Below are 20,073 nucleotides of genomic sequence, written 5' to 3'. Positions count from 1 at the left end.
TTCGGCGCTCTGCGTGGGCAGTTTGCGATGCTTGAGGTAAACTGCCGCCTCTTCTATACCTATAACGATTCGCCTGATGCCCACGACGTTTCAAGAGATTCCCCGCAAGCGCCCGTCCACGCCCCTGCTAGACCGTGCTGTCACGCCGGCCGGCCTGCGTCGACTGGGTGAAGCCGAGCTGGAAACCCTGGCCGATGAGTTGCGCCTGGAATTGCTCTACACGGTCGGCCAGACCGGTGGGCATTTTGGTGCCGGCCTGGGCGTCATCGAGCTGACTATCGCCCTGCATTACGTGTTCGATACCCCGGACGACCGGCTGGTGTGGGACGTGGGCCATCAGGCGTATCCGCACAAGATCCTCACGGGTCGCCGTGAGCGCATGGCCAGCCTGCGCCAGAAGGACGGCATTGCCGCCTTCCCGCGCCGCGCCGAGAGCGAGTACGACACCTTTGGCGTCGGCCACTCCAGCACCTCTATCAGTGCAGCGCTGGGCATGGCGATCGCCGCCCGCCTGCAAGGCAGTGATCGCAAGGCGATCGCGGTGATTGGTGACGGCGCGTTGACCGCCGGCATGGCCTTCGAAGCGCTCAACCATGCGCCGGAAGTGGACGCCAACATGTTGGTGATCCTCAACGACAACGACATGTCGATCTCGCGCAACGTCGGCGGCCTGTCCAATTACCTGGCCAAGATCCTCTCCAGCCGCACCTACGCCAGCATGCGCGAAGGCAGCAAGAAGGTGCTCTCGCGCCTACCCGGCGCGTGGGAAATTGCCCGGCGCACCGAAGAATACGCCAAGGGCATGCTGGTCCCCGGCACCCTGTTTGAAGAGCTGGGCTGGAACTACATCGGCCCGATCGACGGCCATGACCTGCCCACTCTGATCGCCACGCTGCGCAACATGCGTGACCTCAAGGGCCCGCAGTTCCTGCATATCGTCACCAAGAAAGGCAAAGGCTTCGCCCCGGCAGAAGTCGACCCGATTGGCTATCACGCCATCACCAAGCTGGAACCCCTGGACGCTCCTGCCGCCGCGCCGAAAAAGGCCAGCGGGCCGAAGTACTCCGGTGTGTTCGGCGAATGGCTGTGCGACATGGCCGCCGCTGACCCGCGCCTGGTGGGCATTACCCCGGCGATGAAGGAAGGCTCCGACCTAGTGGCGTTCAGCGAGCGTTTCCCGCTGCGTTACTTCGATGTGGCGATTGCCGAGCAGCACGCGGTGACCTTCGCCGCCGGCATGGCCTGTGAAGGCGCCAAGCCAGTGGTGGCGATCTACTCCACCTTCCTGCAGCGCGGTTACGACCAGTTGGTGCATGACGTGGCGGTGCAGAACCTCGATGTGCTGTTCGCCATCGACCGCGCCGGCCTGGTGGGCGAAGACGGCCCGACTCACGCCGGCAGCTTCGACTTGTCGTACCTGCGCTGCATCCCCGGCATGCTGGTGATGACGCCGAGCGACGAGAACGAACTGCGCAAGATGCTCAGCACCGGCCACCTGTACAACGGCCCGGCCGCCGTGCGCTACCCGCGCGGCAACGGCCCGAATGCAGTGATCGAGAAAGACCTTGAGCCTATCGAGATCGGCAAGGGCATCGTGCGTCGTCAAGGCAGCAAGGCCGCGTTCCTGGTGTTCGGCGTGCAACTGGCCGAAGCGCTGAAAGTCGCGGAGAAGATCGACGCCACGGTGGTCGACATGCGTTTCGTCAAACCCCTGGATGAAGCCCTGGTGCGCGAGATCGCCGGCAGCCATGAACTGCTGGTGACCGTCGAAGAAAACGCCATCATGGGCGGCGCCGGTGCGGCGGTCAGCGAGTTCCTGGCGCGGGAGAACATCCTCAAGTCAGTGCTGCACCTGGGCTTGCCGGATGTGTATGTCGAACACGCCAAGCCGGCGCAGATGCTGGCGGAGTGCGGCTTGGATGAAGCCGGGATTGAGGCTTCGGTGCGCGAGCGTATGGCACTACTCGGCCTGTAACACCCCGAACACTTGTAGGAGCTGGCTTGCCAGCGATAGCGGCCGCACATTCAACATCAGTGTGTCAGACAGACCGCTATCGCCGGCAAGCCGGCTCCTACAACGCTATGGACAGCCTATGAATCGTCTGCACTTTGCCCTGCCCTTTCTTCTTCTGCCTGCCACCGACCTGCTCGCCGACACCCGCGACGACGCGCTGAAACTCCCCAACGTCGTCATCAGCGCCAACCGCCAGGTTCAGGCCCGCAACGATAGTAGCGCCGCCAACACAGTGTTCACCCGCGACGATATCGACCGCCTGCAACCCACCAGCCTCACCGACCTGCTCAGCCGCGTGCCCGGCGTACAGATCGCGCCCACCGGTGGCCGTGGCAGTTTGCCGGGGGTGTTCATTCGCGGCACCAAGACGGCCCAGAGCCTGGTGCTGGTGGACGGCCAGCGCATTGCCAACGCCACCTCGGGCGACAGCGGCCTGCAGTTTCTGAGCGTTGACCAGATTGAACGTGTGGAAGTGCTGCGCGGCTCGCGCTCAGTGATCTACGGCAGCGATGCCATCGGCGGGGTTATCCAGATTTTCACCCGACGCAATGCCCAAGCCGGCCTTCATCCGCGCCTGCATGTGGGTTTTGGCAGCAACCAGACGTGGGAACGCAGCCTCGGCCTGTCGGGCGGCGATGAGCGCACGCGCTTCAACCTCGGGGCCAGCCTGGATGAAACCCGAGGCATCAATTGGACTCATGAATCGTTTGCCAGCGATGGTGATAATGACGCCTATCGCAACAAGTCCTTGAGCCTGAACCTCAGCCACTCGCTGAACGATGACCTCGAAGTCGGCTTCAACCTGCTGGATGGTCGGGGCAAGTCGGAATATGACAACCCGTTCGGGCGCTCCGTCAGCTTTTTCGAAACCGTCGGCCAGAAGCCCTACACCGACTACACGGTGAGCAGCGCCAGCAGTTATGTCGACGCCAAACTCAACGAACGCTGGCAGACCCGACTGGAGCTGGGCCACACCGAGAACCGCGACACCAAGCGCGACCACCTCAGTGCTGAGGGCAGCGCCTTCAACACCTATCGCGACGCGGTGAACTGGCAGAACGATTTGACTCTGGATGAGCGCAACAGCCTGATCCTCGGTGGCGACTGGTACGAAGATCGAGTGCATGCCACCACCGACTTTGACGCGGACAGCCGTTGGAACCGCGCGGCGTTTATCCAGCATCGCTTCGCGGCCGAACGGTTTTCCACCGAGTTGGGCCTGCGCCACGACACCAACCAGCAGTTCGGCAGCCAGAACACCTGGAGTGGCACCCTGACCGTACCGCTGAACCCAGACAATGAAGTGCTGCTGTCTTACAGCGAAGGCTTCCGCGCGCCCAGCTTCAACGATTTGTATTACCCCGGCAGCAGCAACCCCGACCTCAAGCCCGAGCATTCAAAAACCTATGAGCTGCAATGGCGCAGTCAACTGAGTGACACCCTGCGCTTGGAAACCTCGCTGCATCGCACCGACCTGAAGGATGCCATCGTCGCGCAGCCGGTGGACTTCTACATCCCACACAACGTGGCGTCCGCACGCATCAATGGCTTTGAAGCCGCGCTGAAGCAACAACTGTTCGGTTGGCAAGGCAATCTAGGCGTCTCGATCATCGACCCTCGTGACCGTGACAGCGGCCATACCCTGGCCCGCCGGGCGCGGCGCACTCTGAACCTGGACGTGGATCGGCAATTTGACAAGCTTGGGCTGGGCGCCAGTTGGCAAGCCATCAGCAGCAGCTATGACGATGAAGAGAACCGCAATCGCCTCGGCGGGTATGCCTTGTTGGGGCTACGCAGCAGTTGGGCGCTGAACCGCGAGGTGCTGCTGTCACTGAAGGTCGATAACGTGCTGGGCAAGGAATATGCACGGGCGATGTACAGCTATCAGGACCCGGACTTCGAAAACAACCAGCATTACCGTGAAGAAGGACGGGTGTGGATGTTTGGGGTCACTTGGACGCCTGAACTCTGAGTGGGCAGACCCGGCCTCATCGCTGGCAAGCCAACTCCTACGTTTGGAATGCATTCCCCCTGAAGGAGCTGGCTTGCCGGCGATAGCTATGTCAGCGGTCCGGCGCAATCACCTGACACAACCGCCCCACCGCCTCCAGCATCTGCCCGCTGGGCCGCTCCAGGCCTTTGTCCGGCACCACGCGCACCCGCTCGGCCATCGCCGGCCAAACCTTCCACGCATCCTGCTGCGCCTGGTCGCCCACCAGTATCATCTCGGGATCACGCTGCAACACCGACTCGATATTCACCTGCGGCGCGGGCAACTTGAGGTCATCGAACACATTGCGCGCGCCGCACACATTCAACGCATCGCTGATGATCTGCCCACCGCCCACGGTATACAGCGGCTGGTTCCACACCTGGTAAAACACACGCAATGGCTCGGCACGCTGATAGCGCTGACGCAGTTCGACCAAGCGTTGGCGTAATTGCGCGGCCAATTGCCGGCCGGCCTCAGCACGGCCCAATTGCTCGGCGATGGCCTGGACCTGGGTGGTGAGTTGCTCAAGGCTATGGGGCTCAGCGACATAAACCGGGATGTTCAGCCGCTGCAACTGCGCACGCTGGGTCGGGCCGACGCTGCCGGGCCACAGCAGGATCAGATCCGGCTTGAGGCCGAGCAGGCGCTCCATGTCCAATTGGCCGTAACGCCCCACTGACGGCACTTGCGCCAGTGCAGCCGGACGATCGCCGCCATCGAGTACGCCGACCAGCACGTCGGCAGCACCCAATTCAGCGACGATTTCAGACAGGGACGGCGCCAGGCTCACGACCCGCTCGGCCGCCAGCGCCTGGGCGCTCAATGCCAGCAGCAGCACCGCCAGCCAGCGACGCCTCATCCCAGTTGACGGGGAATGCGGTAGAGGTAGAACAGCACCAGCGTCGACAGCGCCAACAGGAACAGCGGCACTGCCTCCAGGCCGACGAACACCGCCAGCGCGCCGATCCAGGCCGGGACGGCAGCAACCAGCAGCGCCGTGCGCCGCCGGGCCGCCAGGGTGATCCAGGCAGCCGGTTCTTCGGGGGTATCGAGGGCTTTGGAGGTGGCGATCAACGCGTGTTTATAGCCGTTGAAGTAGCGCAGGCTGAGGAACATCGAGGCCACGCCGGCAATGAAGAACGGCATGGCCAGCACCGGCAGCAGGGATTCGGCTTGGCCGAACACCAGGTTGATCACGAACAGGGGCAGCAACGCCAGGGCCAGGTACTGCCACCAATTGAAGGACAGTCGCCGTTTCACCTGGCCTCGGGTCACGCGCGGTCGACCTCGCCTTGGTGCTCGTTGCCCATCATGTGGTCGAGCTTGCTGGCCTTGGTGGCCAGGTAGAGTTTGTTGTGCGGGTTGTGCCCGGTGTGCAGCGGCACGCGCTCGGCCACGGTGATGCCCATCTCGGTCAAGGCTTTGACCTTGCGCGGATTGTTGGTCATCAGGCGCAGGGACTTGACGCCCAGGTGCTCCAGCATCGGCAGGCAGATCGCGTAGTCACGCTGGTCGGCAGCAAAACCCAGGCGCTCGTTGGCTTCGACCGTATCGGCGCCGCCATCTTGCAGCTCGTAGGCGCGGATCTTGTTCATCAGGCCAATGCCCCGGCCTTCCTGACGCAAATACAGCAGCACGCCCCGGCCTTCACGGGCGATGGCCCGCATAGCCGCTTCCAGTTGCGAGCCGCAGTCGCAGCGCTGGCTGAACAACGCATCGCCAGTCAGGCACTCGGAGTGCACACGGCCAAGCACCGGCGCGCCGTCCGCGATATCACCGAGGCTGAGCACAACGTGCTCACGTCCGGTGGCTTCTTCGAGAAAGCCGTTCATGGTGAACGTGGCAAAAGGGGTAGGCAGCTTGGAAGCGGCGACGAAAACGACGGGCACCGTGTGCTCCTGAATTCAGTTTTTACAGAGGCGGCCATTGTAACAGCACGTTCCTACAGACGCTTAAGCTGAATTATCGCTGATAAAGATCAATAGGTTCGATTGGCCTTCGACCTGGTTCTATGCACGTCAGAACGGATAGGGTTGTTTCCAGCGCTCGAATATCGGCTTTAACTCGCCGCTTTTCACCAGGGCCGCCATGCGCTGGTCAAAGACAGCCATCAAGCCCCGGCCCCGCTCGTTGTCGGCAAAACCGATGTACAACGGCAGTTCGGCAATCGGCGTGAGTGCGAACTTCGACGGGTCATCGGCCTGGCTGAGCACGTACTTGGCCTCGGTCAACGCATCGATATAGAAGTCGGCCCGGGCGTGTTCCAGCATCGGCAGAATGCCGTCGCGGCGCTCGATCTGGTTGAAGCGGTGCACGTTGGGCAAGTACTCCTCGTACTTGTAGCCGCGCACCCAGGCCAGGCGGTAATTGCCCAGCGTGGCCACTGTCGGCGCCGGCGTGCTGGCCAGCCCGAGCGCGTAGATATGGTCGGAATCGAAGTTCCAGTGGGGGTACAACACACCCTCGGCTTCATCACGATAGGAGCCCACCCAGCCGTCCACCTCGCCGCGCTGGGCCAGGCCAACCGAGCGGGTGTAGGGCACGGAGCGGGTCTGCACCTTGATACCGGCGGGCTCGAAGACTTGGCGCAACACGTCCCAGGCCAGGCCGGTGCCGTCTTTGTTGGTGTAGTCGTTCCATTCCTCACTGGCCAGCATGATCTTGCCGGGCACGTCCTGCGCCTGGGCCACCGCCATAAAGGCACACAGCACTATCAGCAGCCAGCGGCGCACATCCATGGTGACGACCTCCTACAGGGCCTTGCATCCGTGATAACGCTATAGAGGGTAGCGCAGCTCGCCGATTCAGGGCGTCTGGCGAAAATGCTGGTAGCCACGGATGGCCGGCGTGATGTCCTGCCCAGTGGCGTCAAGCAGGGTGACGCCCTGCCCCGCCTCGACCCGGCCGATCACATGGATCGGCCAGCCGTCGGCCAGCAATGGCGCCAACTCGACAGGTGGCAGGGTGAACGCCAGCACGTAGTCGTCGCCGCCGCTCAGGGCCGCCACGCGCGCTTCGTCATCGCCGACAAACGCCAGCAGCGCCTGGGACAACGGCAAGCACTGGCGTTCGATCAACAGGCTGACCTTGGACGCCGTCGCGATATGTCCACAATCGGCCAGTAACCCGTCGGAAATATCCATCGCAGACGTCGCCTTGCCGCGCAGTGCCAGCCCCAAGGCCAATTGCGGCTGCGGCGACCAGTAGTGGGCCAGCAATGGATCGGCAACCGCTGCGTCGGCGCCGCGCAGGCCCAACACCAGCGGCAAGGCGCCGGCGGCATTGCCCAGTTCACCGCCCACGCACAGCAGGTCGCCGGGTCGCGCACCGCTGCGGGTCAAGGCTTGCCCAGCCGGTACCCGACCAAACACCGTCAGGGTCAGGCTCAAGGGCCCACGGGTGGTGTCGCCACCCACCAGGCCCACGCCGCAGCGTTGCGCCATGAGGTTCAACCCTTGGGCATAGCGTTGCAGCCAATCGGCATCGACGGTCGGTGTGGTCAAGGCAAGGGTAAACGCGAGGGGGTGGGCGCCCATGGCGGCCAGGTCGCTGACGGCCACGGCCAAAGAACGTTGGCCCAGCAGGAACGGGTCGCAGGGGTCGGAAAAATGCACCCCGGCCACCAATGTGTCGGTGGAGATTGCCAAGTGCTCCCCTGCGGGGAGCGCCAGCAAGGCGCAGTCATCGCCGATCCCCAGGGCAATGCCTTCGCCGCCTTGCGCACAGGGCGCGGCGGCGAAGTAGTTGCGGATCAGCTCAAACTCGCCCATTCAGGTTTCAAGCGCGATTCAGCGCTTGTACGCCTTCACTTCGGCTTCACGCAGGCGCGGGGCCAGCTTGTCGAGCACGCCGTTGACGAATTTGTGGCCGTCGGTCGAACCGTAGACTTTCGCCAGTTCGATACCTTCGTTGATCACCACGCGGTACGGCACGTCGACGCGATACAGCAGCTCCCAGGCCGACAGGCGCATCACGCACAGCTCAACCGGGTCCAGCTCTTCGATGGTCAGGTCCAGGCAAGGCGCCAGGGCTGTATCGATCTCGGTCAGGTGGGCATGCACACCGTGCAGGATGTCGTGGAAGTACGGCAGGTCGGCGAAGGTGAAATCGTTGTCGACGCGAAACTGTGCTTCGATTTCGTTCAACGATGCGCCCGCCAGGTGGCGCTGGTACAGCGCCTGGGTCGCCAACTGACGAGCAGCGCGACGCTTCTCGTTCTTGGAAGGCTTGCCAGCATCGGCTGGACGTGGCTCGCGCGGGTTGAAGTTGTCGCTCTCGTCGGAAATCACTTGGCCTCCAACTGCGACAGCAGGCTGACCATTTCCAGGGCGGACAGGGCAGCTTCAGCACCTTTGTTGCCGGCCTTGGTGCCGGAACGCTCGATGGCTTGCTCGATGGAATCCACGGTCAGCACGCCGAAAGCGACGGGCACGCCGAACTCCATGGACACCTGGGCCAGGCCCTTGGTGCATTCGCCTGCAACGTATTCGAAGTGCGGGGTACCGCCACGAATGACCGCGCCCAGGGCGATGATTGCCGCGTATTCACCCTGCTGAGCAACTTTCTGCGCAACCAGTGGAATTTCGAAGGCGCCAGGGGCGCGGATGATGGTGATGTCGCTCTCGCTCACACCGTGGCGAACCAGGGCGTCCACGGCACCGCTTACCAGGCTTTCAACCACGAAGCTGTTGAAGCGGCCAACCACCAGGGCGTAGCGGCCTTTGGGGGCGATGAAGGTACCTTCGATGGTCTTCAGGGTCATTCGACAAATCTCTTAAAGAGCCGGGACGCGTGTATGACGCGTCCCTTAGTGATATTTGAACCGCGAACAAGGGGCGAAAATCGCCAGCCTTTATTCGGAGGGCACGTATTCTACTACTTCCAGGTCGAAACCGGATATCGCATTAAATTTCATCGGCGCACTCATCAAGCGCATTTTGCGCACGCCCAGGTCACGCAGGATCTGCGAACCGGCACCGACGATGCTGTAGGTGGTCGGTTTTTTCACCGGCGCGTGGTCAGCCGTTTCGCGGATATGCGCCAGCAATACGTCGCCATCCAACGGGTGGCCGAGCAACAGCACCACACCGCTGCCGGCCTCGGAGACCGCAGCCATGGCGGCGCGCAGGCTCCAGCGGCCCGGTTGCTTGACCAGCAGCAGGTCGCGCAATGGGTCCATGTTGTGCACACGCACCAGGGTCGGTTCTTCGGCGCAAATGGTGCCCAGGGTCAGGGCCATGTGCACATCGCCTTCGACTGAATCACGGTAGGTCACCAAATTGAATTGGCCCAGTTCGCTGTCCAGTGGCTGCTCGGCAATCCGCTGAACGGTACGTTCGTGGATCATGCGGTAGTGAATCAGGTCGGCAATGGTGCCCACCTTGATGTTGTGTTCGGCGGCAAAGGCTTCGAGTTCGGCACGACGGGCCATGGTGCCGTCGTCGTTCATCACTTCGCAGATCACGCCGCTTGGCTCGAACCCGGCCATGCGCGCCAGGTCGCAGGCGGCTTCGGTGTGGCCGGCGCGCGCCAGGGTGCCGCCTGGCTGGGCCATCAGCGGGAAGATGTGGCCGGGGCTGACGATGTCTTCGGCCTTGGCGTCTTTTGCCGCGGCGGCTTGCACGGTGCGCGCGCGGTCAGCAGCGGAGATCCCGGTGGTGACACCCGTGGTGGCTTCGATGGACACGGTGAACTTGGTGCCAAAACCCGAGCCATTGCGCGGCGCCATCAACGGCAGCTTGAGCAATTCGCAGCGCTCACGGCTCATGGGCATGCAGATCAGCCCGCGGGCGTGCTTGGCCATGAAGTTGATGTGCTCGGCCTGGCAGGCCTCGGCGGCCATGATGATGTCGCCTTCGTTCTCGCGGTCTTCGTCATCCATCAGGATGACCATCTTGCCTTGGCGGATGTCTTCAACCAGTTCTTCGATGCTATTGAGCGCCACGCGGCACCCCCTTGGTCAGGATTTCAGGTAGCCGTTAGCGGCCAGAAAACTTTCGGTGATGTTACCGGATGCAGGCTCTGCGGCCTTTTCGCCCAGCAACAGGCGCTCCAGGTAACGGGCAAGCAAGTCCACTTCCAGGTTCACCCGGCGACCCGGCTGGTACGAGGCCATGATCGTTTCGCTGAGGGTGTGGGGAATGATGGTCAGTTCAAATTCGGCGCCGTTCACGGCGTTCACGGTCAGGCTGGTGCCGTCGACGGTGATCGAGCCTTTGTGGGCGATGTACTTGGCCAGCTCTTTAGGCGCGCGGATGCGAAATTCCACGGCTCGCGCGTTTTCGCTGCGCGCGACCACTTCACCGACGCCGTCGACATGGCCGCTGACCAGGTGACCGCCAAGGCGGGTGGTCGGGGTCAGGGCTTTTTCCAGGTTCACCGGGCTGCCGGCCTTGAGGTCGTTCATCGCGGTGCAATCCAGGGTTTCCCGGCTGACATCGGCAGCAAAGCCGTTGCCCGGCAACTCGATGACGGTAAGGCACACGCCGCTGACGGCGATGCTGTCGCCCAGCTTGACGTCGCCCAGATCGAGCTTGCCGGTTTCAACCAGCAGGCGCACGTCGCCGCCTTTGGGGGTCATGGCGCGGATGCTGCCGATGGATTCGATAATGCCGGTGAACATGGCCTTCTCCTGGAAAAACGGGACGGGCACTTGAGCGCCCGGTCAGAATTATACGCTCGCTGGTAGAAGCGGGATGGCAGTGACTCGCCAGTCGTCGCCCACAGCGCGCATTTCAGTGATCTTGAGTTGGGGGGCGTCGGCCAGTTTCTCAAGCGGCCAATCCAGCAAAGGCCGGGCGGCGGAGCCGAGGAACTTGCCGGCGATGAATATCACGTACTCATCCACCAGGCCTTGCTGGGCAAATGCGCCCGCCAGGCTTGGGCCGGCTTCCACCAATACTTCGTTGACGCCACGGGCGGCCAGCGCCACCAGGGCAGCACGCAAGTCGACCTGGCCATCGACGCCCGGCACCACCAGGCACTCGGGGCCACGGGGGAATTGGTTTTCCGGCGTGACACAGGTAATGACCAACGCCGGGCCAGCCTTGAAGAAGGGCGCGTTGAGCGGCACGCGCAGGCGGCCGTCGATCAGCACGCGCAACGGCGGACGCGACATGGCCAGGGCGGTGGTGGCTTCATCCAGGCCGAGTTCGGCGGCGCGCACGGTCAGGCGTGCGCCGTCGGCCAGCACCGTGTCGGCGCCGGTCAGCACCACGCTGGCCTCGGCGCGCAGGCGCTGCACGGCGGCGCGGGCGGCGGGGCCGGTGATCCATTGGCTTTCGCCGCTGGCCATCGCGGTGCGACCGTCCAGGCTCATCGCCAATTTGACTCGCACGAAGGGCAAGCCGTGCTCCATGCGTTTGAGGAACCCCGGGTTCAACGCGCGGGCTTCGGCTTCCAGCACGCCGCTGCGCACTTCGATACCGGCTTGTGCCAAACGCTGCATGCCACGCCCGGCCACCTCGGGGTTCGGGTCCTGCATGCCGGCCACGACGCGGGCGACTCCCGCCGTGACCAACGCATCCGCGCAGGGCGGCGTACGCCCGTGATGGCTGCACGGTTCGAGGGTCACGTACACCGTGGCGCCACGGGCCTTGGCACCGGCAGCGCGCAAGGCATTGGGCTCGGCATGGGGCTCGCCGGTGCGCTCGTGCCAGCCTTCGCCGACAATTTGCCCATCACGCACGATCACGCAGCCGACCCGTGGGTTGGGGTGAGTGGTGTATAGGCCGTTGCGCGCCAGTTCGAGGGCGCGGGCCATGTAATGGGCGTCGAGCACAGCTTGTTCGGCAGAGGGCGGGTTCATTCTTTGGCAGGCTCACGGGCCAGGCGGTCGATCTCTTCGCGGAACTCATTGAGGTCCTGGAAGCGTCGATACACCGAAGCGAAACGGATATAGGCGACTTCGTCGAGCTTTTGCAGCTCGCCCATCACCAATTCTCCCACCACCAGGCTCTTGACCTCGCGCTCACCGGTGGCACGCAGCTTGTGCTTGATATGCACCAGCGCCGCCTCCAGCCGCTCGACACTCACCGGGCGTTTTTCCAGGGCGCGCTGCATACCGGCGCGCAGTTTTTCTTCGTCGAAAGGCTGGCGGCTGCCGTCGGACTTGATCAGACGTGGCAATACCAGTTCGGCGGTTTCGAAGGTGGTGAAACGTTCACCGCAGGCCAGGCATTCGCGCCGGCGACGCACTTGATCGCCCTCGGCGACCAGACGCGAGTCAATGACCTTGGTGTCGTTGGCACCGCAGAAGGGACAGTGCATGGTTGGCAGGCAACAAATAAAGGGAGGGCCATGGTAGCGCATCCCCGTGGCAAGACAAGCCATAGCCTTTACGGTATATAGGCTGACTATTATGTTTCATATTTTTTAAGCCACGGATTTTGTCCTTTCTGGAGCCGTACATGCAGTTACGACCACTTGTTTTGCTCACCCTGTTCAGTGTCCTGGTCGCCTGCAGCAGCGAAGCCCCCAAGCCGGCGGCACCTCAACCCACCCCGGCACAAGAGAAAAAAGTCCCCGGCATCGAAGACCTCGGCCCCTTGCCCGCCTTCCAGCGGGAAATCAGCGGCAGCCTGACCAACATTCCGGCCGGTGCCGAAGTCGAAATGGCCCTGCTGGTGATCGACGATCGTTCGCGCCCACAACAATTGCTCGCCAGCAGCGTGCTGACCGGCAACGGCCAGCCCCTGGCGTTCCGCCTGCGCTTTAACCCAGAGGCCTTCCCGGCCGGTGCGCGGGTTGAATTGCGCGGGCGCGCGAGCCAGTCCGGCCAGTTGATCCTGCACCTGCCCGCCGTGCGCATCACCCAAGCGATCACCCAGACCACCGGCCCCCTGCAACTCGTCAAGGCACCATGACGCCACCGCTGGAACTGCAAGCGGCCCTGAGCGAACTGATCGGCGACGCGCAGCTGGTGCCCTGCCCATTGCCGGGCACCGAGCTGTCGTTGTGGCTGCTGGATGCAGACAACATGGACCGCGCCTTCAGCCCCGAAGAAACCCGGCGCATCCTGCATGAACCGCCCTACTGGAGTTTTTGCTGGGCCAGCGGCCTGGCGCTGGCGCGGTACCTGGCGGCGAACCCCGAGTGGGTCGCCGGCAAGCGCGTGCTGGATTTTGGCGCCGGCTCCGGCGTGGCCGGGATTGCGGCGGTCAAGGCCGGCGCGTTGGAAGTAGTGGCCTGCGACCTCGACCCGCTGGCCTTGGCGGCCTGCCGGGCGAATGCCGCGCTCAACGACGTGGAGCTGGGCTACTCCGCCGATTTTTTCGCTGAAGCCGACCGCTTCGACCTGATCCTGGTCGCCGACGTGCTCTACGACCGCGTGAACTTGCCACTGCTCGACCAGTTCCTGACCCGAGGCCGCGAAGCGCTGGTGGCAGATTCGCGCGTGCGCGACTTCCAGCACCCGGATTACCAGCGGCTGGCGATGCTTGATGCGCTGACGTTGCCGGATCTGGCGGAGCCTTGGGAGTTTCGCAAGGTGAGTCTGTACCATTCGCGGCGCTCTTGAGACCATCGCCGGCAAGCCGGCTCCTACCGTTCACCGCGCGCCCTGTAGGAACCGGCTTGCCGGCGATAGCGCTCGAAGCGCCCGACACGCTTTCAGCCAACGACGCCAGCCCTTATATTTGCCCCATTCCCGCTTTATTCGAGACGCCCCATGAGTGATCCCACGCCGTACATCTTCGATGTCACCACCGCCAACTTTGATCAGGCAGTGATCCAGAATTCCTTCGAAAAACCCGTGCTGGTGGATTTCTGGGCCGAGTGGTGCGCGCCGTGCAAGGCGTTGATGCCGCTGCTGGCGCAGATTGCCGAGAGTTATCAGGGCGAGTTGCTGCTGGCCAAGGTCGATTGCGAAGCCGAGCAGGATATCGTGGCGCGTTTTGGCATTCGCAGCCTGCCGACAGTGGTGTTGTTCAAGGATGGCCAGCCGGTGGATGGGTTTGCCGGGGCGCAGCCGGAGTCGGCGGTGCGGGCAATGCTCGAACCGCATGTGCAGATGCCGCCACCGGCTGCGGCGGATCCGTTGGAGCAGGCCCAGGCGCTGTTTGCCGAAGGCCGCATCAGCGATGCCGAAGCTGTGCTGGTAACACTGCTGGGCGAAGACAACACCAACGCCGCGGCGTTGATCCTGTACGCCCGCTGCCTGGCCGAGCGCGGTGAATTGGGCGAAGCCCAGACCGTGCTGGACGCCGTAAAGAGCGACGATCACAAGGCCGCCCTCGCCGGGGCGAAGGCGCAGATCACCTTCCTGCGCCAGGCTGCCGACCTGCCGGATGCCGCTGACCTGAAAAGCCGCCTGGCGCAAGACCCGCAGGACGACGAAGCGGCCTATCAGCTGGCGATCCAGCAGCTGGCGCGCCAGCAATACGACGCGGCGCTGGAAGGCTTGCTCAAGCTGTTCATCCGCAACCGCAGCTACAGCGAAGGCCTGCCACACAAGACCTTGCTGCAGGTGTTCGAACTGTTGGGCAACGACCACCCGCTGGTGACCGTGTACCGCCGCAAGTTGTTCGCCGCGTTGTACTAATCGCCAACCCAGCTGTACAGCGGCGTATCCCCGCCGCTGGCAACCTTCACGTGGGCACTGTGGCGCAGGCGCACCAACAGGCGCTTGCCCGCCGAGGCGTCGCCGGCCAAGCCTTCCAACTGGTCAAGCAGCTCCAGGCCACTGAGTTGTCCGGCCTTGCGCAACAGGTCCTGGGCGCCTTGCCACAGGTCATCATTGTGTTTGACCGGAGCCACGGGCGCGGCAGCCGCACTGTCGACGGGCGTCGCCTGCAATTGCGCACCCAGTCGCGCCCAATCGCCGTCGTCCAGCTCCAGGGTCAAGTCCACCGGCAGGTCGCCGACGGTTCCACGAATTCGCAACATCGTCCCTACTCCCGCAGTTTTCTGACAGGCATGCTCCCACGCGGCTTGCGCAACGCCAAGCGGACGGTCAAACTCTCGGAATATTGTTATAAGATCACATAACAAAACCTTCATGTCCTGGAGCCTTCTCATGCGCCGTCTGTTGCTTGCTTTGCCGTTTGCCCTGCTGCCCTTGGCGGTTGCCCATGCTCATGACGATCACGATCACGACCATGAACACGGCAGCCTTGGCGCCCACGAACATGGCGTCGGTCGCCTCAACGCAGTGCTCGACGGCCAGGCCCTGGAGCTGGAACTGGACAGCCCGGCAATGAACCTGGTGGGCTTTGAACACCTGGCAACCACCCCGGCGGATAAAGCCAAGGTCGCCGCTGCACGCAAAAAGCTGGAGAACCCTGTCGCCCTGTTCAACCTGCCAAAAGCTGCCGGTTGTGTGGTCAGCAGCCAGGAACTCAACAGCCCGCTGTTCGGCGACAAACCCGAAGCCGACCATGATGACGATGATGATGACGCCAAAGACGGCGCCCACGAACACCATCACGACCACAGTGAAATCCACGCCCACTACCAGTTCACCTGCGCCACGCCGACGGCCCTGAGCAACCTTGACCTGACCCAGGTGTTCAAGACCTTCCCCGCCACCCAGAAAATTCAGGTACAACTGATCGGCCCGAGCGGCCAGCAAGGCGTGGAAGCAACCGCACAGGCCGCTACCCTGAAGTTCTGATTGGAACCTGTAGGCGCCGGCCTGCCGGCGATGGTATCGCTGCGTTGCATCAGGTGCACCGCGGTGATGCAATCGCCGGCAAGCCGGCTCCTACAGGGTTTTGCGCCATATTTTGAGACCTGTGATTTCCCATGACTCAAGCGTTGATCGAACTGTCTGACCTGGGCTTCAACTGGCCCGGTCACCCACAGTTGCTGGACATCCCCGCGTTCCGTCTGGACGCGGGGGAAACCCTGTTCCTCAAGGGACCGAGCGGCAGTGGCAAAACGACGCTGCTGGGCCTGCTCGGCGGTGTGCAGAAGCCCAGCCGGGGCAGCATCCGCCTGCTCGGCCAGGAGCTGACCGACCTCTCGGCCGGTGCGCGCGACCGTTTCCGGGTAGACCACACCGGCTACATCTTCCAGCAGTTCAACCTGCTGCCATTCCTGTCGGTGCGTGAGAACGTCGAGTTGCCCTGCCATTTCTCCACACTGCGTGCGCAACGCGCAAAGCAGCGCCACGGCAGTGTCGACCAGGCCGCCGCGGCATTACTGGCGCACCTGGGTTTGAAGGACAAAGACCTGCTGGATCGCCGCGCCGACTCGCTGTCCATCGGCCAGCAACAACGCGTCGCCGCCGCCCGTGCGTTGATCGGCCAACCGGAGCTGGTGATCGCCGACGAACCCACCTCGGCCTTGGACTACGACGCCCGCGAAGCCTTCCTGCAACTGCTGTTCGCCGAATGCCGCGACGCTGGCGCCAGCCTGTTGTTTGTCAGCCACGACCAGAGCCTGGCTTCGCTGTTCGACCGCAACCTGTCGCTGGCCGAACTCAATCGCGCCGCCACGCCCGCAGAGGTTTGAGATGTATCTGTTCCGTCTAGCCATGGCCAGCCTGGCTAACCGCCGCTTTACCGCGATCCTCACCGCCTTCGCCATCGCGCTTTCAGTCTGCTTGTTGCTCGCCGTGGAGCGCGTGCGCGTTGAGGCGCGCAACAGTTTCGCCAGCACCATCAGCGGCACCGACCTGATCGTCGGCGCCCGCTCGGGTTCGGTGAACCTGCTGCTGTACTCGGTGTTCCGCATCGGCAACGCCACCAACAACATCCGCTGGGACAGCTTCGAACACTTCGCCGCCAGCCCCCAGGTGAAATGGGCGATCCCGATTTCCCTCGGCGACTCCCATCGCGGCTACCGTGTGATGGGCACCAACGAATCCTACTTCGAGCACTACCAATACGGCCGCAAGCAGAACCTCGAACTGGCCAGCGGCCGCGCCTTCGCCACTGACCCGTTCGAAGTGGTGCTCGGTGCAGAAGTCGCCGACGCATTGCATTACAAACTCGGCGACAAATTGGTGCTGGCCCATGGCGTGGCAGTGGTCAGCCTGGTGAAACACGATGACAAACCCTTCACCGTGGTCGGTATCCTCAAACGCACCGGCACGCCGGTGGACCGCACGCTGCACATCAGCCTCGGCGGCATGGAAGCGATCCATATCGACTGGCACAACGGCGTGCCGGCCCAGGGCAAAGGCCGCATCAGCGCCGACCAGGCTCGCAACATGGACCTCACCCCGCAGGCCATCACCGCGTTCATGCTCGGCCTGAACAACAAGATTTCCACCTTCGCCCTGCAGCGGGAGATCAATGAGTTCCGTGGCGAGCCGATGCTGGCGATCCTGCCCGGCGTGGCGCTGCAAGAGCTGTGGAGCATGATGGGCACCGCCGAAAAAGCGCTGTTCGTGATCTCACTGTTCGTGGTGCTCACCGGCTTGATCGGCATGCTCACGGCGATCCTCACCAGCCTCAACGAACGCCGTCGCGAGATGGCGATCCTGCGTTCGGTGGGCGCACGGCCGTGGCACATCGCGACGCTGCTGATCTTTGAAGCCTTCGCCCTGGCGCTGTCCGGGGTGATCGCCGGCGTGGGGTTGCTGTATGTGTGCATCGCCGCATCGCGCGGGTACCTGCAGGCCAACTATGGCCTGGACCTGCCGATGTCGTGGCCGAGCGAATATGAATGGACGCTGCTCGCCGGTATCCTGGCGGCCGCGCTGTTGATGGGCAGCGTGCCCGCGTGGCGCGCCTATCGACAATCCCTGGCCGACGGCCTGTCCATACGTTTATGAGGAAGGCCTTGATGCGTCGCGCCCTGTTTGCACTGTTGCTGCTGCTTGCCCTGCCCGCCTGGGCTGCCGAGCCTAAAGAACTGACGTGGTCGGAACTGATACCGCCGGATGCCCCGCCAGAAGTGCCGAACATGCAACCACTGCACAATCTCTCCAGCATGGCGGATGCCCTGGAATCGGCGCCCGCAGCCAAGCAGGACCTGCCCAATGCGCCGGTGGTGCAGGGCCTCGATGGCCAGCACATACGTTTGCCGGGGTACATCGTGCCGCTGGAAGTCAGCGAAGAAGGCCGCACCACCGAGTTTCTGCTGGTGCCGTATTTCGGCGCGTGCATCCACGTGCCGCCGCCACCGTCGAACCAGATCGTGCATGTCAAAAGCGAAATCGGCGTGAAGCTCGATGAGTTGTACCAGCCGTACTGGATCGAAGGCGCGATGCAGGTCAAACCGTCCACCAGCGAGTTGGCCGACGCCGGTTACCAGATGGAGGCCGAGAAAATTTACATGTACGAATTGCCGGAATGAGGCTGATCGACCTTTCATTGAGCTGAGTCAAAAGACCGGGCGGAACGATCTTTACCATTGGACCTACAACTTTTAAACGTCCTTTGGAGCTCCCATGAACAAGTCTCTGCTCGGCGCGTCCCTCTTCGCGCTCGCCCTCGTCGCCCCCGTTGCACACGCTCACGAGGCGGGCGACATTCTGGTGCGCGCCGGTGCAATCACCGTGAACCCGAAGGCGGACAGCGGCCACGTCAAAGTTGACCAGGGCCCACTGGCCGGCACCAACCTGGGCGGCAAGGCGACCATGAGCAGCGACACCCAGCTGGGTTTGAACTTCGCCTACATGCTGACCAACCACGTCGGTATCGAACTGCTGGCCGCCACGCCATTCGAACATGATGTGAAGATCAAGGGCACTGCACTGAGCCCGGCCAACGGCAAGCTCGGCACGCTGAAACACCTGCCGCCGACCCTGAGCGTCGTGTACTACCCGCTGGACAACAAGTCGGCCTTCCAACCGTACGTGGGCGCCGGTATCAACTACACCTGGATCTACGACGAACACGTCGGCAGCCGTGCCCAAGGTGCAGGCTTCAGCAACTTCAAGGCTGAAAACTCCTGGGGCTGGGCCGCGCAGATCGGCGCGGACTACATGATCAACGACAAGTGGATGATCAACGCCCAGGCGCGCTACATCGACATCAGCACCAAGGCCACCGTGGAAAACAACGGCGTGGCACCGGGCACTCGCGCCAAGGTCAATGTGGACGTGGACCCGATGGTCTACATGGTGGGTATTGGCTACAAGTTCTAAACCACACTGCCCCCCTTGTAGGAGCCGGCTTGCCGGCGATGCAGACACCTCGGTCTTTCAGTTAAACCGAGGTGATGCTATCGCCGGCAAGCCGGCTCTTACGCGTTTAGGGGTCAGGTATGGCGGTAGAACCGATCCAGCAACGCCGGCAGCCCCGCCCGCCACGCCCGTGGCTTGATGCCGAAGGTGTGGAGGATTTTCTTGCAGGCGAGCACCGCGTGTTGCGGCTCTTCACTGGCATCCGGCCTTGCCGCGTGGGCCTGGGCGGTGGGCGATTCGATCGCCAGCGGGTGAAAGTTGCGCGCTTCGGTGAGGATCGCCTGGCCCAGCGCCAACGGCGTGGTCGCCTCGTGGCCGGCGTAGTGGTACGTGCCCCACAGCGGCGCCGCGCAATCGAGTTGCTTGAGCACCGAGATGATCACCCTCGCCGCATCGTCCACCGGTGTCGGGTTGCCGCGACGGTCGTCGGCCATCAGCAATTCATCCGGCTTCTCGGCCCGCGCCAAAAAGCGCCCGAGGGTGCCGTCGACACTGTCGTCCAGCAGCCAGCCGAACCGCAGCAATACATGTTGCGGGCAGGTAGCGCGTACGCTCTGTTCGATTCGCCACAACGCCTGGCCGCGCAGGCCCAGGGGCACCGGCTCGTCCTTTTCGCTGTAGGCGGTGGCGCGGGAGCCATCGAACACGCGGTAGCTGGACGGTTGCAGCAAGGTGATGTTGTGGTGCTGGCACAGTTCGGCCAGGCGTTCGATGGCAAACTCCTGGGCGGCCAGGCGGGTTTCGCTGACCACTTCCGCCTGGAACCAGTCGAAATAGTAGGCGAGGTTGATCAACGCATCGGGACGGGTGTCGTCGAGCAGTTGGGTAAGGCTCGCGGCATCCCAGCCGTCTTTGGGCGGTTTGGGGGCGAGGAAACCGATGTCTTCCTCTGCACCGAGGCGAATCAGCGCCTGCCCGAGGGCATTCCCGCCGCCCAGTAACATAAGGCGCATTCGCATAGATTGAGCAGGCCCGGTCTGTGTGGAACGA

23 protein-coding genes are annotated in these 20,073 nt (G+C 63.3%); 10 read left to right on the top strand and 13 right to left on the bottom strand.

From position 1 onward, the window contains the following. Nucleotides 1-76 precede the first annotated feature (76 nt). Together dxs and AC0IYN_RS13900 are read left to right on the top strand one after the other, a co-directional pair. A complete protein-coding gene (dxs, locus tag AC0IYN_RS13905) occupies nt 77-1,975 on the top strand; it encodes a 1-deoxy-D-xylulose-5-phosphate synthase (protein WP_406596857.1) in 1,899 nt (632 codons plus the stop codon). Between the two features lie 118 nt (nt 1,976-2,093). Beyond that, nucleotides 2,094-3,986, top strand: coding sequence for a TonB-dependent receptor domain-containing protein (locus tag AC0IYN_RS13900; protein WP_471841791.1), 1,893 nt, complete (start codon nt 2,094-2,096; stop codon nt 3,984-3,986). Between the two features lie 91 nt (nt 3,987-4,077). On the opposite strand, the gene AC0IYN_RS13895 is transcribed toward AC0IYN_RS13900, so the two are convergent. The 11 genes from AC0IYN_RS13895 to nrdR all read right to left on the bottom strand — a co-directional run bounded on the left by AC0IYN_RS13895 (nt 4,078) and on the right by nrdR (nt 12,275). Continuing rightward, complete coding sequence (locus AC0IYN_RS13895; protein WP_406596855.1) at nt 4,078-4,866, bottom strand: cobalamin-binding protein; 789 nt, start codon at nt 4,864-4,866, stop codon at nt 4,078-4,080. Next, entirely contained in the window at nt 4,863-5,282 is a 420-nt protein-coding gene (locus AC0IYN_RS13890) for a nuclear FMR1 interacting 1 family protein (RefSeq protein ID WP_033897956.1), read from the bottom strand. Before AC0IYN_RS13890 ends, AC0IYN_RS13895 begins: the two co-directional genes overlap by 4 nt. Continuing rightward, nucleotides 5,279-5,896, bottom strand: coding sequence for a GTP cyclohydrolase II (gene ribA / locus AC0IYN_RS13885; RefSeq protein WP_016978544.1), 618 nt, complete (start codon nt 5,894-5,896; stop codon nt 5,279-5,281). The genes AC0IYN_RS13890 and ribA overlap by 4 nt, the downstream gene beginning before the upstream one ends. A gap of 129 nt (nt 5,897-6,025) precedes the next feature. Beyond that, on the bottom strand, nt 6,026-6,745 hold the full coding sequence (locus tag AC0IYN_RS13880; RefSeq protein WP_406596854.1) for a substrate-binding periplasmic protein: 720 nt from the start codon (nt 6,743-6,745) through the stop codon (nt 6,026-6,028). A gap of 66 nt (nt 6,746-6,811) precedes the next feature. Further along, complete coding sequence (gene thiL / locus AC0IYN_RS13875; protein ID WP_457249021.1) at nt 6,812-7,777, bottom strand: thiamine-phosphate kinase; 966 nt, start codon at nt 7,775-7,777, stop codon at nt 6,812-6,814. Nucleotides 7,778-7,795: 18 nt separating this feature from the next. Continuing rightward, a complete protein-coding gene (nusB, locus tag AC0IYN_RS13870; protein ID WP_010206836.1) occupies nt 7,796-8,296 on the bottom strand; it encodes a transcription antitermination factor NusB in 501 nt (166 codons plus the stop codon). Continuing rightward, nucleotides 8,293-8,769, bottom strand: coding sequence for a 6,7-dimethyl-8-ribityllumazine synthase (gene ribH, locus AC0IYN_RS13865; protein WP_003176356.1), 477 nt, complete (start codon nt 8,767-8,769; stop codon nt 8,293-8,295). Before ribH ends, nusB begins: the two co-directional genes overlap by 4 nt. A gap of 90 nt (nt 8,770-8,859) precedes the next feature. Beyond that, a complete protein-coding gene (gene ribBA / locus AC0IYN_RS13860; RefSeq protein ID WP_078050375.1) occupies nt 8,860-9,951 on the bottom strand; it encodes a bifunctional 3,4-dihydroxy-2-butanone-4-phosphate synthase/GTP cyclohydrolase II in 1,092 nt (363 codons plus the stop codon). 15 nt (nt 9,952-9,966) lie between these two features. After that, nucleotides 9,967-10,629 (bottom strand): riboflavin synthase, encoded by a 663-nt coding sequence (locus AC0IYN_RS13855; protein ID WP_005791849.1) that lies wholly within the window; start codon nt 10,627-10,629, stop codon nt 9,967-9,969. A gap of 48 nt (nt 10,630-10,677) precedes the next feature. Then, the gene (ribD, locus tag AC0IYN_RS13850) at nt 10,678-11,814 is read right to left on the bottom strand and encodes a bifunctional diaminohydroxyphosphoribosylaminopyrimidine deaminase/5-amino-6-(5-phosphoribosylamino)uracil reductase RibD (RefSeq protein ID WP_406596852.1); all 1,137 of its coding nucleotides are present in this window, start codon (nt 11,812-11,814) and stop codon (nt 10,678-10,680) included. After that, on the bottom strand, nt 11,811-12,275 hold the full coding sequence (gene nrdR, locus AC0IYN_RS13845) for a transcriptional regulator NrdR (protein ID WP_010206843.1): 465 nt from the start codon (nt 12,273-12,275) through the stop codon (nt 11,811-11,813). Before nrdR ends, ribD begins: the two co-directional genes overlap by 4 nt. A gap of 140 nt (nt 12,276-12,415) precedes the next feature. Here nrdR and AC0IYN_RS13840 point away from each other — a divergent pair, with 140 nt between their 5' ends. The 3 genes from AC0IYN_RS13840 to trxA all read left to right on the top strand — a co-directional run bounded on the left by AC0IYN_RS13840 (nt 12,416) and on the right by trxA (nt 14,547). Then, a complete protein-coding gene (locus tag AC0IYN_RS13840) occupies nt 12,416-12,871 on the top strand; it encodes a YbaY family lipoprotein (RefSeq protein WP_034109512.1) in 456 nt (151 codons plus the stop codon). Next, the gene (locus AC0IYN_RS13835; RefSeq protein ID WP_471841785.1) at nt 12,868-13,524 is read left to right on the top strand and encodes a class I SAM-dependent methyltransferase; all 657 of its coding nucleotides are present in this window, start codon (nt 12,868-12,870) and stop codon (nt 13,522-13,524) included. The genes AC0IYN_RS13840 and AC0IYN_RS13835 overlap by 4 nt, the downstream gene beginning before the upstream one ends. Nucleotides 13,525-13,674: 150 nt before the next feature. Beyond that, nucleotides 13,675-14,547, top strand: coding sequence for a thioredoxin (gene trxA, locus AC0IYN_RS13830; RefSeq protein WP_406596850.1), 873 nt, complete (start codon nt 13,675-13,677; stop codon nt 14,545-14,547). On the opposite strand, the gene AC0IYN_RS13825 is transcribed toward trxA, so the two are convergent. Further along, entirely contained in the window at nt 14,544-14,891 is a 348-nt protein-coding gene (locus tag AC0IYN_RS13825; RefSeq protein WP_471841782.1) for a hypothetical protein, read from the bottom strand. The two genes, trxA and AC0IYN_RS13825, sit on opposite strands and share 4 nt — an antisense overlap. A 130-nt stretch (nt 14,892-15,021) precedes the next feature. Here AC0IYN_RS13825 and AC0IYN_RS13820 point away from each other — a divergent pair, with 130 nt between their 5' ends. The 5 genes from AC0IYN_RS13820 to AC0IYN_RS13800 all read left to right on the top strand — a co-directional run bounded on the left by AC0IYN_RS13820 (nt 15,022) and on the right by AC0IYN_RS13800 (nt 19,044). Continuing rightward, nucleotides 15,022-15,618: a DUF2796 domain-containing protein gene (locus tag AC0IYN_RS13820; RefSeq protein ID WP_471841778.1), complete on the top strand. Its 597-nt coding sequence runs from the start codon at nt 15,022-15,024 to the stop codon at nt 15,616-15,618. A 131-nt stretch (nt 15,619-15,749) separates the two neighbouring features. Further along, nucleotides 15,750-16,460 (top strand): ABC transporter ATP-binding protein, encoded by a 711-nt coding sequence (locus tag AC0IYN_RS13815; RefSeq protein WP_471841775.1) that lies wholly within the window; start codon nt 15,750-15,752, stop codon nt 16,458-16,460. A 1-nt stretch (nt 16,461) separates the two neighbouring features. Next, nucleotides 16,462-17,727 (top strand): ABC transporter permease, encoded by a 1,266-nt coding sequence (locus tag AC0IYN_RS13810; protein ID WP_078050382.1) that lies wholly within the window; start codon nt 16,462-16,464, stop codon nt 17,725-17,727. An 11-nt stretch (nt 17,728-17,738) separates the two neighbouring features. After that, nucleotides 17,739-18,251 (top strand): DUF3299 domain-containing protein, encoded by a 513-nt coding sequence (locus tag AC0IYN_RS13805; protein ID WP_078050383.1) that lies wholly within the window; start codon nt 17,739-17,741, stop codon nt 18,249-18,251. Between the two features lie 94 nt (nt 18,252-18,345). After that, nucleotides 18,346-19,044, top strand: coding sequence for an OmpW/AlkL family protein (locus AC0IYN_RS13800; RefSeq protein WP_016978527.1), 699 nt, complete (start codon nt 18,346-18,348; stop codon nt 19,042-19,044). A gap of 113 nt (nt 19,045-19,157) precedes the next feature. Here the strand turns inward: AC0IYN_RS13800 and AC0IYN_RS13795 are convergent, their stop codons facing one another. Continuing rightward, nucleotides 19,158-20,042 carry a sugar nucleotide-binding protein gene (locus AC0IYN_RS13795; protein WP_406596847.1) on the bottom strand — a complete coding sequence of 295 codons (885 nt, stop codon included), beginning with the start codon at nt 20,040-20,042 and terminating at the stop codon, nt 19,158-19,160. Nucleotides 20,043-20,073 lie beyond the last annotated feature (31 nt).

This window comes from Pseudomonas sp. AC112, assembly GCF_979253545.1.
Note: the sequence above shows the minus strand (reverse complement) of the source record. Positions and strands in the feature narration are given on the sequence as shown.

Coding starts and splice junctions, on each gene's coding strand:
- dxs (WP_406596857.1), top strand. CDS start 77: ATGCCCACGACGTTTCAAGAGATTCCCCGCAAGCGCCCGTCCACGCCC.
- AC0IYN_RS13900 (WP_471841791.1), top strand. CDS start 2,094: ATGAATCGTCTGCACTTTGCCCTGCCCTTTCTTCTTCTGCCTGCCACC.
- AC0IYN_RS13895 (WP_406596855.1), bottom strand. CDS start 4,866: ATGAGGCGTCGCTGGCTGGCGGTGCTGCTGCTGGCATTGAGCGCCCAG.
- AC0IYN_RS13880 (WP_406596854.1), bottom strand. CDS start 6,745: ATGGATGTGCGCCGCTGGCTGCTGATAGTGCTGTGTGCCTTTATGGCG.
- thiL (WP_457249021.1), bottom strand. CDS start 7,777: ATGGGCGAGTTTGAGCTGATCCGCAACTACTTCGCCGCCGCGCCCTGT.
- ribH (WP_003176356.1), bottom strand. CDS start 8,769: ATGACCCTGAAGACCATCGAAGGTACCTTCATCGCCCCCAAAGGCCGC.
- AC0IYN_RS13855 (WP_005791849.1), bottom strand. CDS start 10,629: ATGTTCACCGGCATTATCGAATCCATCGGCAGCATCCGCGCCATGACC.
- ribD (WP_406596852.1), bottom strand. CDS start 11,814: ATGAACCCGCCCTCTGCCGAACAAGCTGTGCTCGACGCCCATTACATG.
- nrdR (WP_010206843.1), bottom strand. CDS start 12,275: ATGCACTGTCCCTTCTGCGGTGCCAACGACACCAAGGTCATTGACTCG.
- AC0IYN_RS13840 (WP_034109512.1), top strand. CDS start 12,416: ATGCAGTTACGACCACTTGTTTTGCTCACCCTGTTCAGTGTCCTGGTC.
- AC0IYN_RS13835 (WP_471841785.1), top strand. CDS start 12,868: ATGACGCCACCGCTGGAACTGCAAGCGGCCCTGAGCGAACTGATCGGC.
- trxA (WP_406596850.1), top strand. CDS start 13,675: ATGAGTGATCCCACGCCGTACATCTTCGATGTCACCACCGCCAACTTT.
- AC0IYN_RS13825 (WP_471841782.1), bottom strand. CDS start 14,891: ATGTTGCGAATTCGTGGAACCGTCGGCGACCTGCCGGTGGACTTGACC.
- AC0IYN_RS13820 (WP_471841778.1), top strand. CDS start 15,022: ATGCGCCGTCTGTTGCTTGCTTTGCCGTTTGCCCTGCTGCCCTTGGCG.
- AC0IYN_RS13815 (WP_471841775.1), top strand. CDS start 15,750: ATGACTCAAGCGTTGATCGAACTGTCTGACCTGGGCTTCAACTGGCCC.
- AC0IYN_RS13810 (WP_078050382.1), top strand. CDS start 16,462: ATGTATCTGTTCCGTCTAGCCATGGCCAGCCTGGCTAACCGCCGCTTT.
- AC0IYN_RS13805 (WP_078050383.1), top strand. CDS start 17,739: ATGCGTCGCGCCCTGTTTGCACTGTTGCTGCTGCTTGCCCTGCCCGCC.
- AC0IYN_RS13800 (WP_016978527.1), top strand. CDS start 18,346: ATGAACAAGTCTCTGCTCGGCGCGTCCCTCTTCGCGCTCGCCCTCGTC.
- AC0IYN_RS13795 (WP_406596847.1), bottom strand. CDS start 20,042: ATGCGAATGCGCCTTATGTTACTGGGCGGCGGGAATGCCCTCGGGCAG.